The organism is Inquilinus sp. 2KB_23, assembly GCF_052115705.1.
Classification (GTDB): Bacteria; Pseudomonadota; Alphaproteobacteria; order DSM-16000; family Inquilinaceae; genus Inquilinus; species Inquilinus ginsengisoli_A.
In genome coordinates this window covers 76,411-97,286 of the sequence record NZ_JBFRHF010000030.1, presented here as the reverse complement: position 1 = coordinate 97,286, position 20,876 = coordinate 76,411, and the positions used below count along the sequence as shown (strand labels likewise).

At 69.1% G+C, this 20,876-nt stretch carries 18 protein-coding genes; 9 read left to right on the top strand and 9 right to left on the bottom strand.

Features of this window, described 5'->3' with window-relative positions; genetic code table 11:
• The first annotated feature begins 22 nt into the window (after window positions 1–22).
• Window positions 23–2,320, top strand: a complete 2,298-nt coding sequence (locus AB4112_RS30095) for an FdhF/YdeP family oxidoreductase (RefSeq protein ID WP_441724993.1) — start codon at window positions 23–25, stop codon at window positions 2,318–2,320.
• Between the two features lie 256 nt (window positions 2,321–2,576).
• Complete coding sequence (locus tag AB4112_RS30090) at window positions 2,577–3,101, top strand: GNAT family N-acetyltransferase (RefSeq protein ID WP_309796977.1); 525 nt, start codon at window positions 2,577–2,579, stop codon at window positions 3,099–3,101.
• A 167-nt stretch (window positions 3,102–3,268) separates the two neighbouring features.
• Here AB4112_RS30090 and AB4112_RS30085 read toward each other — a convergent pair whose 3' ends face one another.
• The 8 genes from AB4112_RS30085 to AB4112_RS30050 form a co-directional block, all read right to left on the bottom strand.
• Complete coding sequence (locus tag AB4112_RS30085; protein ID WP_309796976.1) at window positions 3,269–3,661, bottom strand: response regulator transcription factor; 393 nt, start codon at window positions 3,659–3,661, stop codon at window positions 3,269–3,271.
• A gap of 108 nt (window positions 3,662–3,769) precedes the next feature.
• Complete coding sequence (locus AB4112_RS30080) at window positions 3,770–4,414, bottom strand: response regulator transcription factor (RefSeq protein ID WP_309796974.1); 645 nt, start codon at window positions 4,412–4,414, stop codon at window positions 3,770–3,772.
• Entirely contained in the window at window positions 4,411–5,952 is a 1,542-nt protein-coding gene (locus AB4112_RS30075; protein ID WP_309796971.1) for a sensor histidine kinase, read from the bottom strand. Before AB4112_RS30075 ends, AB4112_RS30080 begins: the two co-directional genes overlap by 4 nt.
• A gap of 519 nt (window positions 5,953–6,471) precedes the next feature.
• A complete protein-coding gene (locus AB4112_RS30070) occupies window positions 6,472–8,607 on the bottom strand; it encodes an ADP-ribosylglycohydrolase family protein (protein WP_309796969.1) in 2,136 nt (711 codons plus the stop codon).
• Window positions 8,608–8,640: 33 nt separating this feature from the next.
• Complete coding sequence (locus AB4112_RS30065) at window positions 8,641–9,474, bottom strand: carbohydrate ABC transporter permease (protein ID WP_309796967.1); 834 nt, start codon at window positions 9,472–9,474, stop codon at window positions 8,641–8,643.
• Window positions 9,471–10,313 (bottom strand): carbohydrate ABC transporter permease, encoded by an 843-nt coding sequence (locus AB4112_RS30060; RefSeq protein WP_309796965.1) that lies wholly within the window; start codon window positions 10,311–10,313, stop codon window positions 9,471–9,473. The genes AB4112_RS30065 and AB4112_RS30060 overlap by 4 nt, the downstream gene beginning before the upstream one ends.
• 35 nt (window positions 10,314–10,348) lie before the next feature.
• A complete protein-coding gene (locus tag AB4112_RS30055) occupies window positions 10,349–11,671 on the bottom strand; it encodes an ABC transporter substrate-binding protein (RefSeq protein WP_309796963.1) in 1,323 nt (440 codons plus the stop codon).
• 44 nt (window positions 11,672–11,715) lie between these two features.
• Window positions 11,716–12,732, bottom strand: coding sequence for a LacI family DNA-binding transcriptional regulator (locus tag AB4112_RS30050; protein WP_309796961.1), 1,017 nt, complete (start codon window positions 12,730–12,732; stop codon window positions 11,716–11,718).
• Window positions 12,733–12,895: 163 nt separating this feature from the next.
• Between AB4112_RS30050 and AB4112_RS30045 the strand changes: the two genes are divergently transcribed.
• From AB4112_RS30045 to AB4112_RS30015, 7 genes are read left to right on the top strand one after another with little or no spacing between them, the layout of a single operon-like run.
• Window positions 12,896–13,873 (top strand): LacI family DNA-binding transcriptional regulator, encoded by a 978-nt coding sequence (locus tag AB4112_RS30045; RefSeq protein WP_441724984.1) that lies wholly within the window; start codon window positions 12,896–12,898, stop codon window positions 13,871–13,873.
• A complete protein-coding gene (locus AB4112_RS30040) occupies window positions 13,870–14,898 on the top strand; it encodes an ABC transporter substrate-binding protein (RefSeq protein WP_441724981.1) in 1,029 nt (342 codons plus the stop codon). The genes AB4112_RS30045 and AB4112_RS30040 overlap by 4 nt, the downstream gene beginning before the upstream one ends.
• A 29-nt stretch (window positions 14,899–14,927) precedes the next feature.
• A complete protein-coding gene (locus tag AB4112_RS30035; RefSeq protein WP_441724978.1) occupies window positions 14,928–15,758 on the top strand; it encodes an ABC transporter permease in 831 nt (276 codons plus the stop codon).
• Window positions 15,758–16,531 (top strand): ABC transporter permease, encoded by a 774-nt coding sequence (locus AB4112_RS30030; RefSeq protein ID WP_441724976.1) that lies wholly within the window; start codon window positions 15,758–15,760, stop codon window positions 16,529–16,531. The genes AB4112_RS30035 and AB4112_RS30030 overlap by 1 nt, the downstream gene beginning before the upstream one ends.
• Window positions 16,524–17,546 (top strand): ABC transporter ATP-binding protein, encoded by a 1,023-nt coding sequence (locus tag AB4112_RS30025; RefSeq protein ID WP_441724973.1) that lies wholly within the window; start codon window positions 16,524–16,526, stop codon window positions 17,544–17,546. The genes AB4112_RS30030 and AB4112_RS30025 overlap by 8 nt, the downstream gene beginning before the upstream one ends.
• 5 nt (window positions 17,547–17,551) lie before the next feature.
• Window positions 17,552–18,502 (top strand): nucleoside hydrolase, encoded by a 951-nt coding sequence (locus AB4112_RS30020; protein ID WP_441724970.1) that lies wholly within the window; start codon window positions 17,552–17,554, stop codon window positions 18,500–18,502.
• A complete protein-coding gene (locus AB4112_RS30015; RefSeq protein WP_441724967.1) occupies window positions 18,499–20,271 on the top strand; it encodes an adenine deaminase in 1,773 nt (590 codons plus the stop codon). Before AB4112_RS30020 ends, AB4112_RS30015 begins: the two co-directional genes overlap by 4 nt.
• Before the next feature lie 57 nt (window positions 20,272–20,328).
• Here the strand turns inward: AB4112_RS30015 and AB4112_RS30010 are convergent, their stop codons facing one another.
• A complete protein-coding gene (locus AB4112_RS30010) occupies window positions 20,329–20,757 on the bottom strand; it encodes a DoxX family protein (protein ID WP_441724964.1) in 429 nt (142 codons plus the stop codon).
• Window positions 20,758–20,876: the final 119 nt, after the last annotated feature.

Sequence of the window (20,876 nt, the reverse complement as noted above, 5' to 3'; positions counted from 1 at the left end):
ATCTTGTTCAAGGAGCAGTGCCATGGCCAAGACCAAGGATCAGGACGTTCCCGGCGTCAAAGCCTATGACGGGCCGGCCGGCGGCTGGGGCGCGCTGGGCGCGGTGGCCCGGGCGATCAAGGACCAGATGGCGATCGCCGAGGACACCCGGGCGCTGCTGCGGATGAACCAGCCGGCGGGGTTCGACTGCCCCGGCTGCGCCTGGCCCGACCCGAAGCACACCTCGTCCTTCGAGTTCTGCGAGAACGGCGCCAAGGCGGTGTCGTGGGAGACCACGAGCAAGCGCACCACGCCGGAGTTCTTCGCCGCGCACACCGTTGCCGAGCTGTGGACCTGGTCGGACTACGCGCTGGAGGATGAGGGCCGGCTGACCCATCCGATGGCCTATGACCGGGCCACCGACCGCTACCTGCCGGTCTCGTGGGACGACGCGTTCCGGCGCATCGGCGAGACGCTGCAGGGCTATGACGACCCCGACGTGGTCGAGTTCTATACCTCGGGCCGGACCTCGAACGAGGCCGCGTTCCTGTACCAGATCTTCGTCCGGGAATACGGCACCAACAACTTCCCCGACTGCTCGAACATGTGCCATGAGGCGACCAGCGTCGGCCTGCCGGTGTCGATCGGCGTCGGCAAGGGCACCGTGACGCTGGAGGATTTCGACCTCTGCGACGCGATCTTCTGCATCGGCCACAACCCCGGCACCAACCACCCGCGCATGCTGACCACCCTGCGCGAGGCGGCGAAGCGCGGCGTGCCCATCGTGGTGTTCAACCCGCTGCGCGAACGGGGGCTGGAGCGCTTCGCCGCGCCGCAGAGCCCGCTGGAGATGCTGACCCTCGGCTCGACCCCGATCGCCTCGGCCTACCACCAGGTCAAGGTCGGCGGCGACGTCGCGGTGTTCAAGGGCATGATGAAGGCCCTGCTGGCCGCAGACGCTGCGGCCATCGCCGCCGGCGGCGACAGCCTGCTCGACCGGGCCTTCATCGCCGAGCACACCACCGGCTTCAAGGCGCTGGCGGCGGATCTGGAGACCGTGTCCTGGGAGGTGATCGAGGCCCAGTCCGGCCTGCCGCGCGCGGCCATCGAATCCGCGGCGCAGGTCTATGCCGCCGCCAAGAACGTCATCATCTGCTACGGCATGGGGCTGACCCAGCACCTGCACGGCACCTCGAACGTGCAGCAGCTCGCCAACCTGCTGCTGCTGCGCGGCAACATCGGCCGGCCGGGCGCCGGCATCTGCCCGCTGCGCGGCCATTCCAACGTCCAGGGCGACCGCACCGTCGGCATCACCGAGATCCCGTCGGACGGGCTGCTGAACGCGATCCAGCAGATCTTCGGCTTCGACCCGCCGCGCGGGAAGGGCCACAACGCGGTGGAATCGATCCAGGCGATCTGCGAGGGCCGGTCTAAGGCGATCATCTGCCTGGGCGGCAACCTGGCCGTCGCGATGTCCGACCCGGAGGCGGTGTTCGCCGGCATGCGCAAGCTGGACCTCGCTGTGCACATCGCCACCAAGCTGAACCGCTCGCACCTGCTGCTGGCGCGGGAGTCGATCATCCTGCCCTGCCTCGGCCGCACCGAGATCGACATCCAGGAGACCGGCGCGCAATCCGTCACGGTCGAGGATTCGATGTCGATGGTGCACGCCTCGCGCGGCACCCTGCCCCCGGCCTCGGACCAGCTGCGGTCGGAGCCGGCGATCGTCGCCGGGCTGGCGCTGGCGACGCTGCCGGGCACCAAGGTCGACTGGGCCGGCCTGGTCGCCGACTATGCCCGCATCCGCGACAAGATCGAGGCGGTCTACCCCGACTTCCACGATTTCAACGCCCGCATCGCCACCCCCGGCGGCTTCCGACTGACCGTCGCGGCGTCGGACCGCAAGTGGCTGACGCCATCGGGCAAGGCGAACTTCCTGGTCTGCGCCGGGGTCGAGGAGGATCCGCGGGCCAGCGGCGCCGGCGCGCTGCGCCTGACCACCATCCGCAGCCACGACCAGTACAACACCACGATCTACGGGCTGAACGACCGCTACCGCGGCATCACCGGCCGGCGCGACGTGATCTTCCTGAACCAGCAGGACCTCGCGGCGCTGGGCCTCAGCCACGGCGACCGCATCGACATCGAGACCGTGGCCGAAGGCGAGGACCGGCCCCGCGTGCTGCACGGCATGACCGCCGTGGCGCACGACATCGCCGCCGGGTCGGCCGCGGCGTATTATCCGGAGGCCAACGGGCTGGTGGCGCTGGGCCAGTATGACGAGCGCAGCGGCACCCCGGCCTACAAGTCGATCCCGGTGACGATCCGCCGGGCCGCCTAGGTCGAGGCTCGATCAAAGCTGGAAGACTTGCCCGCTATGTCGAGGTGAATGTCGGCCTTTTCCTACTGGTTTTCGCCGGCCTGCGGGGCAACGTTTTCAATTGGGGCATCGGCGGGTCTGGTGGGACCGGCCGGCACATGCGATTTCTCGAACGCCATTGCGACCGCGAGGGAAGACAAGAAGATCGCTAAAAGTGCACTGTCAACGCAATCCCGATCGGCTGACAGATCGTCAGCTTCGTGGCAGGGTGGCATGCATGTTCCCGGAGCGCCTCGAGACCGCCAGACTGATGCTTCGGCCGATCGCGCCGGGCGATGCCGCGGCCATCTTCGACGGATATGCTCAGGATCCGGAGGTGACCCGCTTTCTGACATGGCGACCTCACGTCGCGATCACGGAGACAGAGGCGCACATCGCTCGCTGCCAGGTTGAGGCGCAGTCGAAGACCTATGTGCTGGTTGGCAAGCGTGACGGGAAGATCATTGGCTCATTCGCCCTGCGGCACCCCGCCCCGCATCGTCTCGGATACGGATATGTCCTTGCGCGCCCGTTCTGGGGGATGGGGCTGATGACCGAAGTGCTGTCACATGCGACGCAGTGGGCGCTGGATCAGCGCGATATCTGGCGCATCGGAGACGTCTGCGACTGCGAGAATATCGGCTCCGCCCGGGTGATGGAGAAGGTCGGCCTGGAGCGCGAAGGGCTGCTTCGCCGATGGATCATGCATCCGAATGTCAGCAGCGAGCCGCGTGACTGTTTCGCCTACGCAAGGTCAAGGTAGACTCCGCCAAGCTCGGCCGCGTTAGGCCGAACCCGGCTTGACTGGTCAGGTTCTCTTTGGAGAGCCACGGGCGATGTCCGCCAATGGTGCGAGGCAGACGCGGCCGTGACGTCCGACAGTGACCGCTTTCCGCCCAGAGACAACGATTTCACCCGCGCCATCCCCGATCACCGCCCCGACCCCACCGGCGCCACTCCGGCACGCCCGCACGCCGCCTCGATCCAGTCGGCCAGGACCTGGCCGTCGAAGGGCTTGCGCAGGATGCGGGCGGCCGGCCCGGCATGCTGCCGCACCCGCGCCTCGGAATAGGCGGTGATGAAGATGAACGGCACCGCCGATCCGCGCCCGTGCATCTCGCAATAGAGGTCGATCCCGCTCATGCCCGGCATCTGCACGTCGGTGATGACGCAGGCGACCTCGTCCCGGTCTGGCGCGGCCAAGAACTGCTCCGCCGACGGGAAGGTCCGGACGGCGAAGCCGAACGACCGCACCAGGCTGCCGGTCGCCCGGCCGACCGAGGCGTCGTCATCGACAATCGCAACCACGGGGGACCGCGGCATGGGCCCGTCTCCACACTGGGCGCGACCGGCGGCCGCGCGGCGGACAGAGAGCGACCGATCCAGGCGATGATGCGCCGGCCGGGCGGCCCCGAAAATCATACGGAGGTTTTAGTCGACCGACCGGTTGCGATGCCGGGCCTCGAGCGCATCGGCGATGCGCACGAGGTCGGTGATCGACCGCGCCATCATCTTCTTCATGACATGGCCGCGATGGATCTTCACCGTGATCTCGCTGAGGCCCAGCCGGCCGGCGATCTCCTTGTTCATCAGGCCGGAAGTGACCAGCGCCATGATCTGCCGTTCGCGCGGCGTCAGCGTCTCGTACCGGCTCTCGATGCCGGAGAACTGGTGCTCGGCCGCGCGCCGCTGGCGGTCGCGCTCGATCGCCGCCGCGACGGCGTCGAGCAGGTCCTGGTCGCGGAACGGCTTGGTCAGGAAATCGACCGCCCCGGCCTTCATCGCCCGCACACTCATCGGGATGTCACCATGGCCGGTCATGAAGATGACCGGGACATGGATGCCCGACTGGGCCAGCTGCACCTGGAAGTCGAGCCCGCTGACGATCGGCAGCCGGATGTCGAGGATCAGGCAGCTGGCGGCCTGCAGCAGGTCGCTGCGCAGGAACTCCTGGGGCGAGGCGTAGGTGGCGACGCGGAAGCCGACCGACCGCAGCAGGCTGTCCAGCGCGTCGCGCACCGCCGCCTCGTCGTCGACGACCAGCACCAGCGGCGCCGCGGCGGGATCCTGGGTCAAGCGGCCCTCCTCCGCGTCACGGGCAGCACGAAGTGGAAGGCGGCCCCGGCGCCGGCGTTGCGCGTGGCCCAGATCCGCCCGCCATGGGATTCGATGATCGACCGGCAGATCGACAGCCCCATGCCCATGCCGTCGGATTTGGTGGTGTAGAACGGCGCGAAGAGATGCGCCATCGCTTCCTCGTCCAGGCCGACGCCGCTGTCGCCGACCGACACCAGCACATCCCCCGCCTGATCCTCTCGGGTTTCGACGGTGAGTTCGCGGCCCGACACCGCCGCCATGGCCTGGAGGGCGTTGATCACGAGGTTGATCAGCACCTGCTGCAGCTGGACGCGGTCGGCCGGCACCGGCGGCAGGTCGGGCGACAGGTCCAGCCGCAGGGCCACCTGATGGTCGGCGATGTCCCGCTGCATCAGTTCGACGACCTCGTCGACGACCGCGTTGACATCGACCGCCAGCCGCTCGGGATCCGCCTTGCGGGCCAGGCCGCGCAGCCGCTGGATGACATGGTCGGCGCGCCCGCCTTCCCCGACGATGCGTTCGGCGCAGGCCCGGGCCTCCGCCAGGTCGGGCACCGGGCGGTCGAGCCAGCGCAGGCAGGCCTGGCCGTTGGTGACGATCGCGGCGAGCGGCTGCTTCACCTCATGGGCGATCGAGGCCGCCAGCTCGCCCAGCGTGATGAAGCGCGAGACATGCGCCAGCTCCGCCCGCGCCTGGGCCAGCGCCCGCTCCACCCGGTTGCGCTCGGTGATGTCGACGGCGCTGATCAGGCCGCTGATGCGCGTGCCGTCGGCCGGGAAGGTCGCCGTGATCAGGATCGACCGCCGCTCGCCGGCGATGGTCTGCAGCGCGCTCTCCCCGGCATAGGAGGGCCGGCCTTCCGCCAGGGCGATCAGCAGCTCGCGATACGCCACCACGGTTTCGGGCAGGAAGAAGCGGCGCCGCTGGGTCAGGACCTCGGCCTTGTCGCTGGCGCCCAGCAGGCGGATGACCGCGTCGTTGATGTCGACGATCTCGACCAGCGAGATGCAGCGTTCGACGAAATGCGGATCATCCTCCAGATGGCGCCGGAAGTCGGACACGCCCTGCCGCGCGAGATCGTCGAAGGCGCGGCGGACGCGCGAGAAATCCTCCTCCCAGATCGACACGCCGACCGACTGGAAGATGGTGCGCCAGCGCCGCTCGCTCTCGCCCAGCACGGCCGCCGCCGCCTGGTTGCGGATGGCAAGCAGGGTGGCGATGGCGATGGCCGACAGGCTGACCAGGCCGCGCAGCAGATGGGCCTCGAAGCCGGGACGTTCCGCCCCGGCGGCGAAACCGACGATGGTCAGCGCGACGCAGGCCAGCGCGACGGTGACGATGCCCCGCCGGTCGACGAAGCCGACCGCCATGAAGATGACGATGGCGTAGAGCACGGCCACCGCGATCTTCATCGGGCTGAAGGTGTCGAACAGGAAGATCGCCAGCGCGAGGGCGATGGTGAGAAGCGGCAGGACGCGGCCGTGCCGGTGGCGACCGTCGCGGATGTCCGCGTTCAATCCGCCTCCATGGGGCTGTGGTGCGGGGCAAGCTCTCTGGGCATTCTCGGACCGTCGCTGGCAGGCCGTCTCGACCGGATCGGCGGATGTGACCTCCGAAGCGAAAAGCGTGGCAAGGAAAATCCGTTCTTCACCCATCGCCCCAGGCGCCAGGCCCCGCCCCGCGCCGGTCGCGCTGCGTCTCCAGCAGCGGCAGGATCGTGACCTCGACGCGATGGTGGTCGCGAACCGCGCGGACCAACCGGCCCGGCCTCCTGCCACCAGGGCGTCGACACCGGGACCGGCGCCAGGCTGCCGACCACGGCATCGGCCGGCGTCACCAGGACGATCCGGGCCGTCCGCGGCTCCGGCATCGCATCGACAGGGGCGGATGTCATCGGCTGAGGGCACTCACAATTTCCAGATGTCATGCCACGGCTTGACCGTGGCATCCAGGGTGGCAAGAGCCGCTCTCGATGGCCCGGTCGAGCCGGGCAATGACACTAGAAATTGAGACCCGCCTCAACCGGACAGCCTTGGTCAGACTCCGGGGCGCGGTGGGACGCCGGTGACGCGGACATCGTTGCTGGACAGCGCCCCCTCATGGACCAGGAGGCCGATGCCGCCGTCGCTGAAGGCCTCCGGCGAGCCGTCCTGCGCCGACAGCACCGTGTCGCCGATGGTGCAGGCGATCCGGCCGCCGGCCGCCTCGACCACGATCTCGTAGGCCGTCTCGAGCGACCAGGCCAAGGGCGTCTCGGCCAGCACCGTCCGCTCCTCGTCGCGCTGGCGCACCAGCCGCAGCATGCCGTCGCGCGACAGCAGGGCGGCGTAGTACCGGCGCAGGCCCTGGACGCGGACGGCGATGCCGGCCTCGCTGCCGAGATGGATCATGACGTCGGCGGCGACCCTGTAGTCGGTCCATTGCCTTGTGCCGTGGATAATGATGCCCTCGCCGCGGTCCTGCGAGATGCGGAACGAGGGCGGGAAGCGCTTGGAGAAGAAGCTGACGCCGTTGACCCAGGCCTGGCGCCAGAAATCGCCGGTCTCGGCCGGGCGGCGGAGATGCAGGTCGGGGGCGCCGTCGTAGCGCATGTGGTCGAGGATGACCGCGCCGTCGGCACGCGGGCCGGCGGCGGTGACGACCAGGCCGATCTCGGCGATCGGCTGGCCACCGAGATCGGGCAGGACCCAGGACAGGGTTTCCGTCCGGCCCGGCTTCAGCGTCATCGGCGTGCCGTCCACGGTGCGCAGCGCATCCTCGGCAGTGTAGACCTTGAGCCGCAGCGCGACCGTGACGTCGCCGCGGTTGCCCGGTTCGGCCGCAACCTTGGCCGACAAGGTCTGGCCGGGATACAGCAGCGGCGTCGCCATCAGGTCGTAGGTGCGCATATTGACGACTTCCGGCGGGCTGAAGGTTGGCGTCGTCACCGCCGCGGCCTGGGCCGGCCCCAGGCCGCGATAGCGCAGCGCCAGGGCGCGGCCGCCCGGCACCGGCACGTTCTCGACGGCGAGATGGTCGATCAGGCCGTGGCCGTGCTCTGCCCGGAAGCCTTGGACACTGCCCGGCAGCGAGAAGTGGAACTGCGCGCCATTCTTGGGCGCGGCGATGCCGGGGCCGCCGGCGAGCCGGGAGCCGAGCCCCGCGAGCTGGTAGGCGACCCGCACCGCGTCGTTGATCGAGTTGCCGCCGTCGGCCGACGAGATCAGCAGCCGGTCGGCCAGGGGGCCGCGCCAGTCCGGCCCGGCCTCGATGCCGTCAAGGCCGTGCATGATGCCGAGGAGGCAGCCGACATTGCCGGCGTTGCAATCGGTGTCCCAACCCGAGGTGTTGACGATCATCTGCGCGCGTTGGAAGTCGTCCGGCGCATACAGCACTGCCATGATCATCAGCGCGTGGTTCGGCACCACATGGCAGTTGCCGGGGTATTTGTCGTAGCCGTAATGGTCCTCGATCTTCTGCCGGGTCTCGCGCCAGTCCGGATGCTGCCGGTGCCAGGCGCGGATGTCGGCGATCAGCGCGGCGATACGGCTGTCCCCGGGAATCCGGGCGAGGCCGGTGTCGATCAGGTGGTCGATGTCGGACGACACGAAAGCCTCCGCCTCCATCGCCGCCCACAGCACGGCGGCGTGGACGGATTCGCCGTCATGGCTGACCTTGCCGGCCTGTTCCGCCAGTTTGGCCGCGAGGTCCGGCTGGCCGGGCGCCACCATGGCCCAGCCGTCGATGAAGATCTGCGCACCGATCTGCTCGGCCACGGTCACGCCGTTGACCTCGATCGATCCGCTGGCCGGCGCCGCGACGCCGCGCTTCAGGTTCAGCCAGGCGGTGTGTTCGGTGGAGTTGCCGTTGCCGCCCCACCACAGCACCGAGCGGTGCTCGACCAGGTAGTTGAGCCAGGACTTGCCGATGTCTTCGGCGGAGAGGTCCGGCGTGATGCCGTAATCCTCCAGCGCGCGGACGAAGGTGAAGGTGCCGGCGACGTCGTCGTCGGTGACCACCAGCGGCACGCCCAGCCGGTCATGCACGTAGTACTCGATCGGGCCGAGCTCCTGCATGATCCGCTGGTAGGTCCAGCCTTCGAACGGACGGCCGAGATAGACCCCGACCAGCTTGCCCAGCACGCCGGCATAGACGCGCTCGAGATAGTCGTTCGGGAGGGCGGCGGTGCTCATGAGATGCTCTTCCGGTTTGGGGTGGAGAGGGGCTCAGCCTTTGACCGAGCCGCCGGCCATGCCTTCGATGAAGCGGCGTTGCAGCGCGACGAACAGGACGACGATGGGCAGCACGACGATCAGCGCCGCGGCCATGATCTCGCCCCAGTCGGAGCTGTACTGGCCTGACAGCAGGAAGAAGGAGACCACGGCCGTCAGCTTGTCCTGGCGCTGGAGGAAGGTCGTGGCGATCAGGAACTCGTTCCAGGAGTAGAGGCCGATGATCAGCGCCACGGTCAGGATGCCGGGCGAGACCATCGGCAGCATCACCCGCACGAAGACCTGCCAATGTGTGGCGCCGTCGACCAGCGCCGCCTCCTCGATCTCGCGCGGGACCGCCTGGAAATAGGTGTGCAGCAGCATGATCGCGAAGGGGCTGTAGATCGCGGTGTAGACCAGCGACACCGCGAAGACGTTGTTGATCAGCCCCAGCTTGGCGAAGCCGAAATACAGCGGGAACAGGAACAGCTGGATCGGCGCCGTGGTGGTGGCCAGCAGGTAGAAGGTGACGATCTTCCATCGCTTGATCTTCTTGCGCGCCAACACATAGGCCGAGGCCGAGCCGGTGGTGCAGACCAGGAAGATGGTGAGCGCGGTCAGCACCGCCGAATTGACGAAGGTCTGGCTGAACCGCGCATCCTTCCAGGCCCGGGCGAAGTTGTCCCAGCGGATCGTCTGCGGCAGCGCCAGCGGGTTCAGCAGGATCTCCGGCGCCGATTTCAGCGCGTTGAGGACCAGGAGCGCGATCGGGAACAGGGCGGTGAAGGCGCCGATGCCGAGCACGACATAGCTGACCGCAAGGGTCGCCCGGCTTTCGACCAGCCTCATGACGCGCCCTCCTTCGACTGCAGGCGGATGTAGAAGAAGGTCGCGACCAGACCGAACAGGCTGATCACCAGGGCCGCGGCCGCCGCCTGCCCGACATTCAGGTCGTAGAACGCCTTGCGGTAGGCCAGCGTCGACAGCACCTCGCTGGAGAAGGCCGGCCCGCCCTGGGTCAGGATGTAGACGAAGTCGAACACCAGGAAGGACCAGATCACCGTCATGATCATCATCAGCGTGATGGTCGGGCGGATCGCCGGCAGCAGCACGTAGCGCATCATCTGGAAGAACTTCGCGCCTTCGAGGCGGGCCGCCTCGATCTGCTCCTGCGGCACCTGGCGCAGCGCCGCGAAGAAGATCACGCACAGGAAGCCCCACCAGTGCCAGAGATCGACCGTCGCCACGCCGAACAGCGCCCGCGATGGCTGCGACAGCGGGTTGGTCAGCGGCAGCCCGGTCTTCTGCAGCAGCCCGAACACGCCGGTGACCGGGCTGTAGATCATGCCCTGCCACACCCGGGCGGTGATCGCCGTGGCGATGATCACCGGCAGGAAGTAGATCACCTGGAAAAAGGTGCTGCCGCGCCGGGCCACCAGCAGCATGGCGGCGGCCAGCAGCCCCATCGCGATAGGCACCACCAGGAAGATCGCAGTCCAGATCAGGTTGTTCTGCAGCGCTGTCCAGAACACCCCGTCGTTCAGCAGGGCCGAGAAATTGCCGAGGCCGATGAACACCGGGGTCGAGATCCCGTCCCAGCGGAAGAAGGCCAGCGCCACCGTCAGCAGCGCCGGGATCAGGATGACCGCGAGGTTGATCGCCAAGGTCGGGACCAGGTACAGCCACATGGCGGCCTCCGGCTGTCGGGCGCGGCGGATAGTGCTCACCGCTTCGGAATCGCCGGAGCCTTGCCCTGCTCCCGGTCCTGCTTGAAGGTCGCGTCGAGCGTCTCGAGGAACTGGGCGGTGGTGATCTTGCCCAGCCACACCTCCTCGATGCCGCTGACCACATAGGTGTCGGTCGCCGGCGGCAGGAACGTCCAGGTGGTGTAGCCGTACTGGCCGGCCGAAACCGCCCCTGCCAGGTTCTTCATGGTCTGGCCGTAGAGCGGCAGCACGCTGTCGGCCATCGTCACCTTGGACAGGTCCTTCAGCGGCGTGTTCCATTCGCCCTGCCAGGCCGAGTTCATGTCGCCGTAGAACTTGTCGCTGAACACCATGTCGATGACGGCGGCCGCCCCATCAGGGTTCTGCGAGGTCGCAGCGATCGAAAAGGTCGAGCCGACGCCGAGCGCGTAGATCGGATAGGGCACGCCCTCGGCGCTGGGGAAGCCGACAAAGGCCGGCTCGGCATTGTTGGCCGGGAAGTAGCGCGGGACGTTGGTGAAGTTCCAGGTCCCGGTCGGCGCCATGCCGGCCTGGCCGGTGGCGACCTGGGCGAAGGCCTGCTCGCCGGTCAGCGAGAAGTAGTTCGGGCCGAAATAGCCGGCCTGCCACCACTTGTTCAGCGTGTCGATCGCCTTGACGAAGGGCTCCGCCGTCCAGGGGATCTGGCCGGTCAGCGCCTTGTAGACATTGTCCGGCCCGGCGATCGAGTTCAGGACGATCGAGACGTAGTGTTCATTGGCCGGCCGCCAGTCGGCATTGCCGGCGGCAAAGGGCACGATGCCCTTCGCCAGCATGGCGTCGGCCAGCGTCTCGAACTCGGCGATGGTCTTCGGCGGCTGCCAGCCATTCTTGTCGAACAGCGTCTTGTTGTAGAACAGCCCCAGCGTCTCATAGGTCTTCGGCAGGGCGTACAGCTTGCCGTCGTATTTGCCGATCTCCAGGAAGATCGGCAGCAGCCGGTCGTTCCAGCCGAGCTTGGCGGCATAGTCGTCGAGCGGCAGCAGCTGCCCTGCCTGGGCCATCGCGGCGACGTAGCTGGGGCCGGCGGTGTAGACGACGTCGGGGCCGGACCCGGACAGCATGGCGATGCGCAGCTGCTTGTCGAGCTCCGCGCCGCGGAAGTCGATCGACAGGCTCTGGTCGGGATGGGCGGCGTTGAACGGGTCGACCAGGATGGTCTGCAGGTTCTCCTGGTTCTCCGGTGCGGCGGTCTCGTACCACCAGGTGATCGGCTTCTTGTCCTGGGCCGATGCGGTCGCGGCGGCCAGGGCCACGGCGGCGAGACCGGCCGCGGCGGCAAGGTGTTTCAGGCTCGACATGGCTTGCTCCTCCCTTGTGTGCTCCGGGCGCGTTCAGGCCCGTTTCAGGTCGAATCCCGTTCGATCAGGCGAAAAGGCATCGATTGGCTCGTGCCGGGGGCCGCATTCCCGCGCTGCAGGCGATCGAGCAGCACTTCGGCGGCCGCCTTGCCGAGGTCGTACTGGAACTGCGAGACGGTGGTCAGCGACGGCGTGACCAGCCGGGCCGCGAAGATGTCGTCGAAGCCGGCGATGGCGACGTCGCCGGGAACCGACAGCCCCGCCTCTCGCGCCGCCGCCATGGCGCCGATCGCCATCAGGTCGTTGGCCGCGAAGATGGCGTCCGGCCGGTCCGACAGCGCCAGCAGCGCCCGGGCGGCGCGATGGCCGCCCTCCTCGGTGAACTCCTGGTCGGCGACGATCATCGGGGTGCCGCCCGCCGCGACCAGCGCCGATTCGTAGCCGTGGCGGCGGCCGTCCTGCGGCCCGCCGATGCCGGCGACCATGGCGATGCGGCGGCAGCCGCGCCCGACGAGATAGCGCGTGACCTCGGCGGCGGCGGCCTCATTGTCGACATAGAGGTTGTCGACCGGCAGCGGCCCGCCCGTCTTGGGCCGGGATTCGATGCGGACGACGCCGATATCGGCATCGGTGAGCGGCTTGAACTCGGTGGCGCGCAGCGTGAAGAACACGCCAACGATGCCGTCGACGCGGCCCTCCAGGCTCCAGTTGATGAAGCGCTGCTCCCGCTCGGCCGTGCCGTCGGTGTTGATGGTGATGACGTCGTAGCCGGCATCGTCGGCCACCGCCTGCAGCCCGCGCAGCAGCGCCGGGTAGAACGGGTTCGAGATGTCGGGCACGACGCAGGCGATGGTCATGGTCCGGCTGGTCTTCAGCGCCTGGGCCCAGCGATTGGGGACATAGCCGAGGTCCCGCACCGCCTTCTGCACCCGCTCCCAGGTCTCGGCCGGGATCGAGGGCGAGGGCGTGCCGTTCAACACCATCGAGACGGTCGTCTGCGACACGCCGGCAAGGCGAGCGACGTCGCGCTGGGTGATGCGCCGGGCTTTGGGGCTGTCCATCTCGGCCTAGTGATACGTATTACTGATACGTATCATCCCGAATCCGGTGGCACCTGGCAAGGGGGTTGTGATTCCGGCTTGCGCCGATCCGGCCCAAATGGTTGATTAATCGTGTAATCAACCCGCTGTGACAGGCCAGCCGATGCCCGGCCGCCCGCCCTCCATGCTCGACCTCGCGCGCCGCCTCGGCGTGTCCAGGGCGACCGTGTCGAACGCGCTGCGCGGCAAGGGCCGGCTGTCGCCGGAGCTGGCCGGCCGGATCCGGGCGCTGGCGGGGGAGCTGCACTACATCCCCGCCCATGCCGGCCGCGCCCTGCGCACCGGCCGCAGCGCCACCATCGGCCTGATCGTGCCGGATTTCGGCCAACCGCTGTTCCCGATCTTCGCCCAGGCGATCGAGCGCGCCGCCAAGCGCCGCGGCTTCGCCGTGCTGGTCGGCGACAGCCTGGGTACGGCCGAGGGCCAGGCGGCGGAGATCGACAACCTGATCGGCCGCGGCATCGACGCGCTGGTGATCATCCCGACCCGCGGCACGACGGTCGAAGCCGGCACCCAGCCCGTGCCGGTCGCGGTGATCGACAGCGCCGCCACCCGCGGCAACACCGCGTCGAGCGACCATCGCGACGGCGGACGGCAGGTCGCCCGTCACCTCGCCGACCTCGGCCACCGCGACATCCTACTCCTGGCGGGACCGAAGGATTCGAAGGTGGCGCAGGAACGCACCGCCGGCATGATCGAGGTCTTCACAGCCGCCGGCATCGCGCCGCAGCTCCGGCACTCCACCACCAGCTTCGAGGCCGGCGCCGAGATCGGCACGGCGGCCGACCCGGCCGGCTTCACCGCCTGCGCCGCCGCCTATGACGCCCTGGCCATCGGCTTCGTCACCGCCCTGGCCGCGCGGGGTGTGCGGGTGCCGCAGGACATCTCGGTCACCGGCTTCGACGACCTGGTCTGGGCCAGGATCGTGTCGCCGCCGCTGACCACGGTGCGGCAGGACCTCGCCGCCATCGCCGACCACGCTTTGGCCGTCGCCACCGGCGAACGCCAGGGTAGCCGCCTCTTCCCCGTCGACCTCGTGCTGCGGGCGTCGACGGCAAAGCCACGCCACAAGAACCAACACCTGACAGGGGGTGCATCATGAGGACGACACGGATTGCCGCCGGCGCTGCGCTGGCTTTTCTCGGCATGGCCTTGCCCGCCTTCGCCGAGACCCCGACCCTGACCATCTCGGTCTACGGCATCGCGCAGGACGCCTATAAGAAGGACCTGTACGACCCGTTCGAGGCGACCTGCGGCTGCACCCTGGTGGTCGAGACCGGCAACAGCAGCGAGCGGCTGGCGAAGCTGGAGGCCAACAAGGCGGCGCCGGTGATCGACGTCGCCGCCATCGCCGACTTCAACGCGCTGGAGGCGGTGCGCAAGGACCTGGTCCAGCCGATCGATGTCTCGAAGCTGGCCAACTACAACGCGCTGTACGACATCGCCCAGGACCCGCTCGGCGGCCACATGGCGGTCGGCTACACCTTCTATTCCACCAGCATCGTCTACCGCTCGGACAAGGTGTCGATCACCAGCTGGAAGGATCTGTTCAAGCCGGAGCTGGCCGGCCGCATCGCCCTGCCGAACATCACCACCACCCAGGGCCCGTCCGCCATCTACATGATCGACAAGGCCGAGGGCGGCACCACGCCCGACCTGAAGGCCGGGATCGACGCGATCGCCGCCAACCGCGAGGGCGTCGTCACCTTCTACGAGCGCGGGTCGCAGATCCCGCAGCTGTTCGAGCAGGAGGAGATCCTGGCAGCGGTGGTCGGCCGCTTCGGCTGGGCCAACATCCGCAAGCTGGACCTGCCGATCAAATGGGCGACGCCGAGCGAGGGCCAGACCGGCGGCATGAACGTGCTGACCCTGGTCAAGGGCACCAGGAACGAGGCGCTGGCGCTGAAGTTCATCGACTACTGGCTGTCCAAGGAAGTGCAGACCCGGCTGGCCACCGACCTGGTCGACAGCCCGGCGAACAAGAATGTCGAGGTGCCGGCCGCGACCGCGGAATCGCTGACCTATGGCGCCGAGACCGCCGCCAGCCTGCACTTCATCAAGCCGGCGGACATGCTGGAGAACCGGGATGCCTGGGTCGCCGGCTGGAACGCCAAGGTCACCCAGTAGGCCCCGGAAGGACGCGGAGGACGGGCGCCATGTTCGAACGACGAGGCATCGGCCTGGCCCTGATGGCGCCCGCGGCGCTGTTCGTCGCGGTCGGCTTCCTGCTGCCGGTCGCGATCCTGCTGGCCGGCAGCTTCCAGTCGGCCGCCGGCTGGGGGCTGGAGAACTTCACCAACTTCTTCGCCCAGCCGCTGAACCGCGACGTGTTCTTCCGCACCTTCCGCCTGGGCCTGGCGGTCACCGCGGTGTCGGCGGTGGTCGGTTATGCCGTGGCGCTGGTGATCGTCGACGCCTCGCCCGGTGCCAAGGGCAAGCTGGTCGGCCTGCTGGTGCTGCCGCTGATGATCTCGCCGGTGGCGCGGACCTATGCCTGGCTGGTGATTCTGGGCCGCACCGGCATCGTCAACGTGGCGCTGACCGGGATCGGCCTGACCGACGAGCCGATCCGCTTCCTGTTCTCGGAAACCGCGATCTTCATCGGCCTGATCCAGTTGTTCTTCCCGCTGATGGTGCTGCCCCTGGTCAGCGCATTGGAGAACCTGCCGCCGGATGTGGTGCCGGCGGCCAGGGTGCTGGGCGCATCCTGGTGGACCGTGTTCCGGCGCATCCTGCTGCCCCTGACCCGCGAGGGGCTGGTGGTCGGCGGCACGCTGGTCTTCGTCGGCTCGCTCACCGCCTATGTCACCCCGGCGATCCTCGGCGGGTCCAAGGTGCTGATGCTGGAGACGCTGATGTACCAGCGCGTCTCGGTCGCCAATGACTATGCCGCGGCCGGCGTGATCGCGGTGATCCTGATCGGCATGAGCATCCTGACGAATGTGGTGCTGAAGCGGCTGGCCACGGCGCGGCGGAGGGCCGGCTGATGCGCATCGCCGGCCGCATCCTGCTTCTCGCCGTGATGGTGTTCCTGATCGGGCCGTTCCTGCTGATCTGCATCGCCGGGCTGTCGGGCGGCGAGACCCTGTCCTTCCCGCCGCAGGGGCTGTCGCTGCGCTGGGTCGCCAAGGTGTTCGAGGTCGAGAGCTTCCGGTCCAGCTTCGCCCTGTCGCTGGCGCTCGGGCTCGGCGCCACCGGCGCGGCGCTGCTGCTCGGCATCCCCGCCGCCTATGCGCTGGAACGCTATGAGGTGCCGGGGCGCGAGGTGATCCGCACCGTGGTGACCGCGCCGATCATCGTGCCCGGCATCATCGTCGGCCTGGCCCTGCTGCGGCATCTGGTGATCCCGGCCGGTATCCCCGTGATCGCGGCGCTGTTCGTCGCCCACACCGCGCTCCTGGTGCCCTATGCCGTGCGCATCGTGTCGGCCAGCCTGCGCAATCTCCGCGTCGACATGGAGGAGGCGGCGGTTCTGCTGGGCGCCAGCCGGGCCGGCGCCTTCTTCCGGGTGGTGCTGCCCAATGTGCGCAGCGCCGTGATGGCCGCCTTCGTCATCGGCTTCGTCACCTCATTCAACCAGGTGCCGGTGTCGCTGTTCCTGTCCGGCCCGGGGGTGTCGACCCTGCCGATCGACATGATGTTCTACATGGAATTCAACTACGACCCGTCGGTCGCCGCCCTGTCCGGTCTGCTGGCGCTGATGTCGCTGGCGATCGTGCTGGTCGCCGAACGCCTGCTGGGGCTGTCGCGCTATGTCTGAGGATTTCCTGCGTCTCGACGGCCTGACCCTCGCCTATCGCGGCCAGGTCGCGGTCGATAGCCTGAGCGTCTCGCTCGGCCAGGGCGAGTTGGTCGCGCTGCTAGGCCCCTCCGGCTGCGGCAAGACCACGACCATGCGGGCGATCGCCGGGCTGATGGCGCCTGCGGCCGGGCGGATCACGCTGGCCGGGCGCGACATCACCCGCGTGCCGGCCAACAAGCGCGGCGTCGGGCTGGTGTTCCAATCCTACGCGCTGTTCCCGCATCTCTCGGTGTTCGAGAACGTCGCCTTCGGCCTGCGGCTGAAGCGTCTGCCGGGTGGCGAGATCGGCCGTCGCGTCACGGCAGCGCTGGCCAATGTCGGCCTGGCCGATTTCGGCCAGCGCCTGCCCAAGGCATTGTCCGGCGGGCAGCAGCAGCGCGTCGCCCTGGCCCGGTCGATCGTGGTCGAGCCGCAATTGCTGCTGCTGGACGAGCCGCTGTCCAACCTCGACGCCCGGCTGCGGTTGGAGATGCGCAGCGAGCTGAGCCGGCTGCAGCGCGAACTCGGCATCACCATGATCTATGTCACCCATGACCAGTCGGAGGCCCTGGCGCTGGCCGACCGCATCATCGTCATGCGCGCCGGCAAGATCGAGCAGATGGGCACGCCCGACGCGATCTACGAAGCGCCCTGCTCCCCCTTCGTCGCCCGCTTCATGGGCTTCGAGAACACCTTTGCGGTCGAGCATGGCCGGCTGGCTGCGTCCGGCGGCAGCCTGGCGCCTAGCTTCGCCCTGCCGGAGACGGCGAAGGCGCTGGGCTGGCGGCCGCAGGCGGTGGCGCTGGGCACCGGGCCGCACCAGGGCCGCGTCCGCGGCGTGTCCTATCTCGGCCAGACCGTCGAATACCTGCTGGAGACGCCGGCCGGGCCGGTGAAGGCCGAGGTGCCAGCGGCGGCGCCCCGACATGCGGCGGGGGCGGACATCGCCTTCGATCTGCCGCTCGCCGCCGCCGCCGTGATGGAACGGGAGTGACCGCCATGCGCCAGGTCTGGATCGACACTGACATGGGCTTCGACGACATCGTCGCCATCGCCATGGTGGCCGATGCGGCCGACGTGGCCATCGCCGGCCTGTCGCTGGTCGCCGGCAACGCCCCGCTGGAGCGGGTGACGCGCAACGCCAGCGACGCCGCCGGCTTCTTCGGCTGGACCATGCCGATCCATCCCGGCCGCGACCGGCCGCTGGTCGGCGCGCTGATGACCGCCGCCTATGCGCTGGGCGACAGCGGCATGCCCAGCACCGGCCGCCGCTTCCCCGAAGCAGACACCGCCTTGTCCGCCGAGCCCGCGCTGCCGGCCCTGGCGCGCTATCTCGAAAGCGGCGGCGGCGACATCCTCGCGCTGGGGCCGCTGACCAACATCGCCGCGCTGCTGGCCGCGCGGCCGGATCTGGCGCCCCGCATCGGCCGCCTGGTCTGGATGGGCGGCAGTGCCGGACCGGGCAACCACACCGCGACCGCCGAATTCAATGCTGCCGTCGACCCCGAGGCGATCCAGCTGGTGATCGATGCCGGCGTCCGGATCGCGATGGTCGGGCTCGATGCCTGCCGGCCGGTGCAGGTGTCGGTGGCCGATGCCGACCGCCTGCGCGCCGTGGGCGGCGACAAGGCCGCGGTGCTGGGCGACCTGCTGGACGGCTATGCCCGCATCATCCAGCCCGACGGATCGGCGCCGCACACGCTGTACGACCCGGTGGCCGCGGCGGCCTATCTGGAGCCGGAGACGGTCGCCTTCCGCCCGGCCCGGCTGGATGCCGAACTGTCCGGCCGCCTGACCCGCGGCATGACCGTCGTGGAATGGCGGGTGCCGCGCAAGGCGCCGGCCAATGCCGATATCGCTACCGTGCCGGATGTCACGCGCATCCGCGCCCTGGTGCTCGGCGCGCTCGACCGCGCCGCGTTTTCCGCCCAACCGAGGCTGCCGTCATGACCCATGAACCCCATGACCTCGACGACTCCAGCCTGCGCGACCGTGCGGTGCGCGCCGCCCGGGGGCTGGAGCCCTTCGATGTGCTGATCACCGGCGGCCGGCTGATCGATGTCGCGACGTCGGAGATCCGCGCCGCCGATATCGGCCTGGTCGGAGCCCTGGTCGCCAGCGTGCATGCGCCGGGCGGCCGCAGCGACGCGGCACGCACCGTCGACGCCGCCGGCCGTTTCGTCGCCCCCGGGCTGATCGACACGCATATGCATGTCGAAAGCTCGATGGTGACGCCGCGGCGCTATGCCGAGGTGGTGGTGCCGCAGGGCACGACCACGATCTGCTGGGACCCGCATGAGGTCGGCAACGTCGCCGGGCTGGCGGGGGTGCGCTGGGCGATCGATGCCGGGCGCGACCTGCCGCTGCGCATCCTCACTTTGGCACCGTCCTGCGTGCCCTCCGCCCCCGGGCTGGAGGTCGGCGGCGCCGATTTCGCCGGCGGCGAGATGGCGGAGATGCTGCGCTGGCCCGACATCACCGGCGTCGCCGAGGTGATGAACATGCGCGGCGTGCTGGACCGCAGCGAGCCGATGCAGGGCGTGGTCGGCGCCGGCCTGGCCAGCGGCAAGCTGGTCTGCGGCCATGCCCGCGGGCTGGAGGGCGCGGCGCTGCAGGGCTTCGCCGCCGCAGGCATCCAGTCCGACCACGAGGTCACCTCCGGCGACGACCTGCTGGCGAAGCTGCGCGCCGGCTTCGCCATCGAGCTGCGCGGGTCGCACGACTATGTGCTGCCCGGCGCGGTGGCGGCGCTGGCCACCCTGCCCCACCTGCCGCAGACCCTGACCATCTGCACCGACGACATCTTTCCGGACGATCTGGTCGCGGTCGGCGGCATCGCCGATGTGCTGCGGCGGCTGATCCGCTACGGCATGAAACCGATCGATGCGATCCGGGCGGCGACGCTGAATGCGGCGATGCGGCTGGGGCGCCGCGACCTCGGGCTGGTCGCGCCCGGCCGCCGCGCCGATCTTGTCATCCTTGATGGGCTGGAGACGCTCGGCGTCGAGCGGGTCTTCGCCTCCGGCCGCGAGGTCGCGGTCGATGGTCGGCTGACCACCGGGCCGCTCGGCCGGCCGGCGGACGCCTTCCACGACAGCGTCAAGGTCGCGCCGCTGACCGCCGACGACTTCGTCCTGCGGCTGCCCGGCCGGGACGCCGCCGTGGTGAATTCGATCTTCCGGCCGCGCTTCACCGAATGGCGCGCGCTGGAGGTGGCGGTTCAGGACGGCACGGTGGTGCTGTCGGACGACAAGATCCTGATGGCGGTGATCCACCGCCATGGCCGGCGCCCGGCGGTGCCGCAGATCGGCATCCTGGACGATTGGGGCCATTGGCGCGGCGCGCTGGCCACCACCATTTCGCATGACAGCCACAACCTGACCGTGTTCGGCCGCGATCCGGCCGATATGGCGGCGGCGGCCAATGCGGTGATCGCGGCGGGCGGCGGCATGGCGGTGGCCGAGGGTGGCGCGGTGACGGCGCTGGTGGCGCTGCCGGTCTGCGGCCTGCTGTCGGACGCGCCGGCGACCGAGGTGGCCAGCGATTTCGCCGCGCTGAAGGCGGCGGCGGGCGGGATTGCCGACTGGCAGCCGCCCTACCGCACCTTCAAGGCCGTGACCGGCGCCAGCCTGGCCTGCAATCCGGGGCCGCATGTCACCGATCTCGGCCTCACCGACGGCACCACCGGCGAGATCCGGCCGCTCGAAGCGGCGGTCTGAATCCTGGCTGCCCGTCCTCGAACCAAGCATTCGAGGACGGGATGGAGCAGCGGCCGGTCAGCCCCTGGCCGAAGCACCCGCGGTGGCCGGCTTGTCGGCGGCCAGGCGAGCGTCCAGGCTGAAGCTGCCGGCCCCGAAGGCGACGACCTGCAGGAAGCCGCCGGCGATGGCGATGTTCTTCAGGAAGTGGATCATCTGGTTCTGGTCGCCGAAGTCGAAGTGGAACGACAGGGCCGTGACCACCGAGAACACGGCCAGGACCAGGGCGACGACGCGGGTCTGGAAGCCCACCAGCAGCAGGATCCCGCCGCCGAGTTCGATCAGCAGGGCGACGGCGTAGGCGATCTGCGGCAGGGGCAGGCCGACCATGCTGATGTAGCCCATGGTCGCCTCGGGCGCGGCGAGCTTGCCGAAGCCGCTGAGCAGGAAGAGGAGGGCGAGCAGCAGCCGGCCGACGGCCGGGACGAGGGATGTCGAGGGATTCATGTCGATATGTCCTGGGTTTCGCTCTGAGGGACCGGAGGGTTCGGCGGCAGAGGACCCTAGGGGCATTCGCATATTCGAAAAATCCGTATAATATCGAATGATCTTTTCAAGAGATTAGA

What these genes read in the sequence shown, in the direction of transcription:
- AB4112_RS30095 (WP_441724993.1), top strand. Translation starts at nt 23, where the DNA reads ATGGCCAAGACCAAGGATCAGGACGTTCCCGGCGTCAAAGCCTATGAC.
- AB4112_RS30090 (WP_309796977.1), top strand. Translation starts at nt 2,577, where the DNA reads ATGTTCCCGGAGCGCCTCGAGACCGCCAGACTGATGCTTCGGCCGATC.
- AB4112_RS30085 (WP_309796976.1), bottom strand. Translation starts at nt 3,661, where the DNA reads ATGCCGCGGTCCCCCGTGGTTGCGATTGTCGATGACGACGCCTCGGTC.
- AB4112_RS30070 (WP_309796969.1), bottom strand. Translation starts at nt 8,607, where the DNA reads ATGAGCACCGCCGCCCTCCCGAACGACTATCTCGAGCGCGTCTATGCC.
- AB4112_RS30065 (WP_309796967.1), bottom strand. Translation starts at nt 9,474, where the DNA reads ATGAGGCTGGTCGAAAGCCGGGCGACCCTTGCGGTCAGCTATGTCGTG.
- AB4112_RS30060 (WP_309796965.1), bottom strand. Translation starts at nt 10,313, where the DNA reads ATGTGGCTGTACCTGGTCCCGACCTTGGCGATCAACCTCGCGGTCATC.
- AB4112_RS30055 (WP_309796963.1), bottom strand. Translation starts at nt 11,671, where the DNA reads ATGTCGAGCCTGAAACACCTTGCCGCCGCGGCCGGTCTCGCCGCCGTG.
- AB4112_RS30050 (WP_309796961.1), bottom strand. Translation starts at nt 12,732, where the DNA reads ATGGACAGCCCCAAAGCCCGGCGCATCACCCAGCGCGACGTCGCTCGC.
- AB4112_RS30045 (WP_441724984.1), top strand. Translation starts at nt 12,896, where the DNA reads ATGCTCGACCTCGCGCGCCGCCTCGGCGTGTCCAGGGCGACCGTGTCG.
- AB4112_RS30040 (WP_441724981.1), top strand. Translation starts at nt 13,870, where the DNA reads ATGAGGACGACACGGATTGCCGCCGGCGCTGCGCTGGCTTTTCTCGGC.
- AB4112_RS30035 (WP_441724978.1), top strand. Translation starts at nt 14,928, where the DNA reads ATGTTCGAACGACGAGGCATCGGCCTGGCCCTGATGGCGCCCGCGGCG.
- AB4112_RS30030 (WP_441724976.1), top strand. Translation starts at nt 15,758, where the DNA reads ATGCGCATCGCCGGCCGCATCCTGCTTCTCGCCGTGATGGTGTTCCTG.
- AB4112_RS30025 (WP_441724973.1), top strand. Translation starts at nt 16,524, where the DNA reads ATGTCTGAGGATTTCCTGCGTCTCGACGGCCTGACCCTCGCCTATCGC.
- AB4112_RS30020 (WP_441724970.1), top strand. Translation starts at nt 17,552, where the DNA reads ATGCGCCAGGTCTGGATCGACACTGACATGGGCTTCGACGACATCGTC.
- AB4112_RS30015 (WP_441724967.1), top strand. Translation starts at nt 18,499, where the DNA reads ATGACCCATGAACCCCATGACCTCGACGACTCCAGCCTGCGCGACCGT.
- AB4112_RS30010 (WP_441724964.1), bottom strand. Translation starts at nt 20,757, where the DNA reads ATGAATCCCTCGACATCCCTCGTCCCGGCCGTCGGCCGGCTGCTGCTC.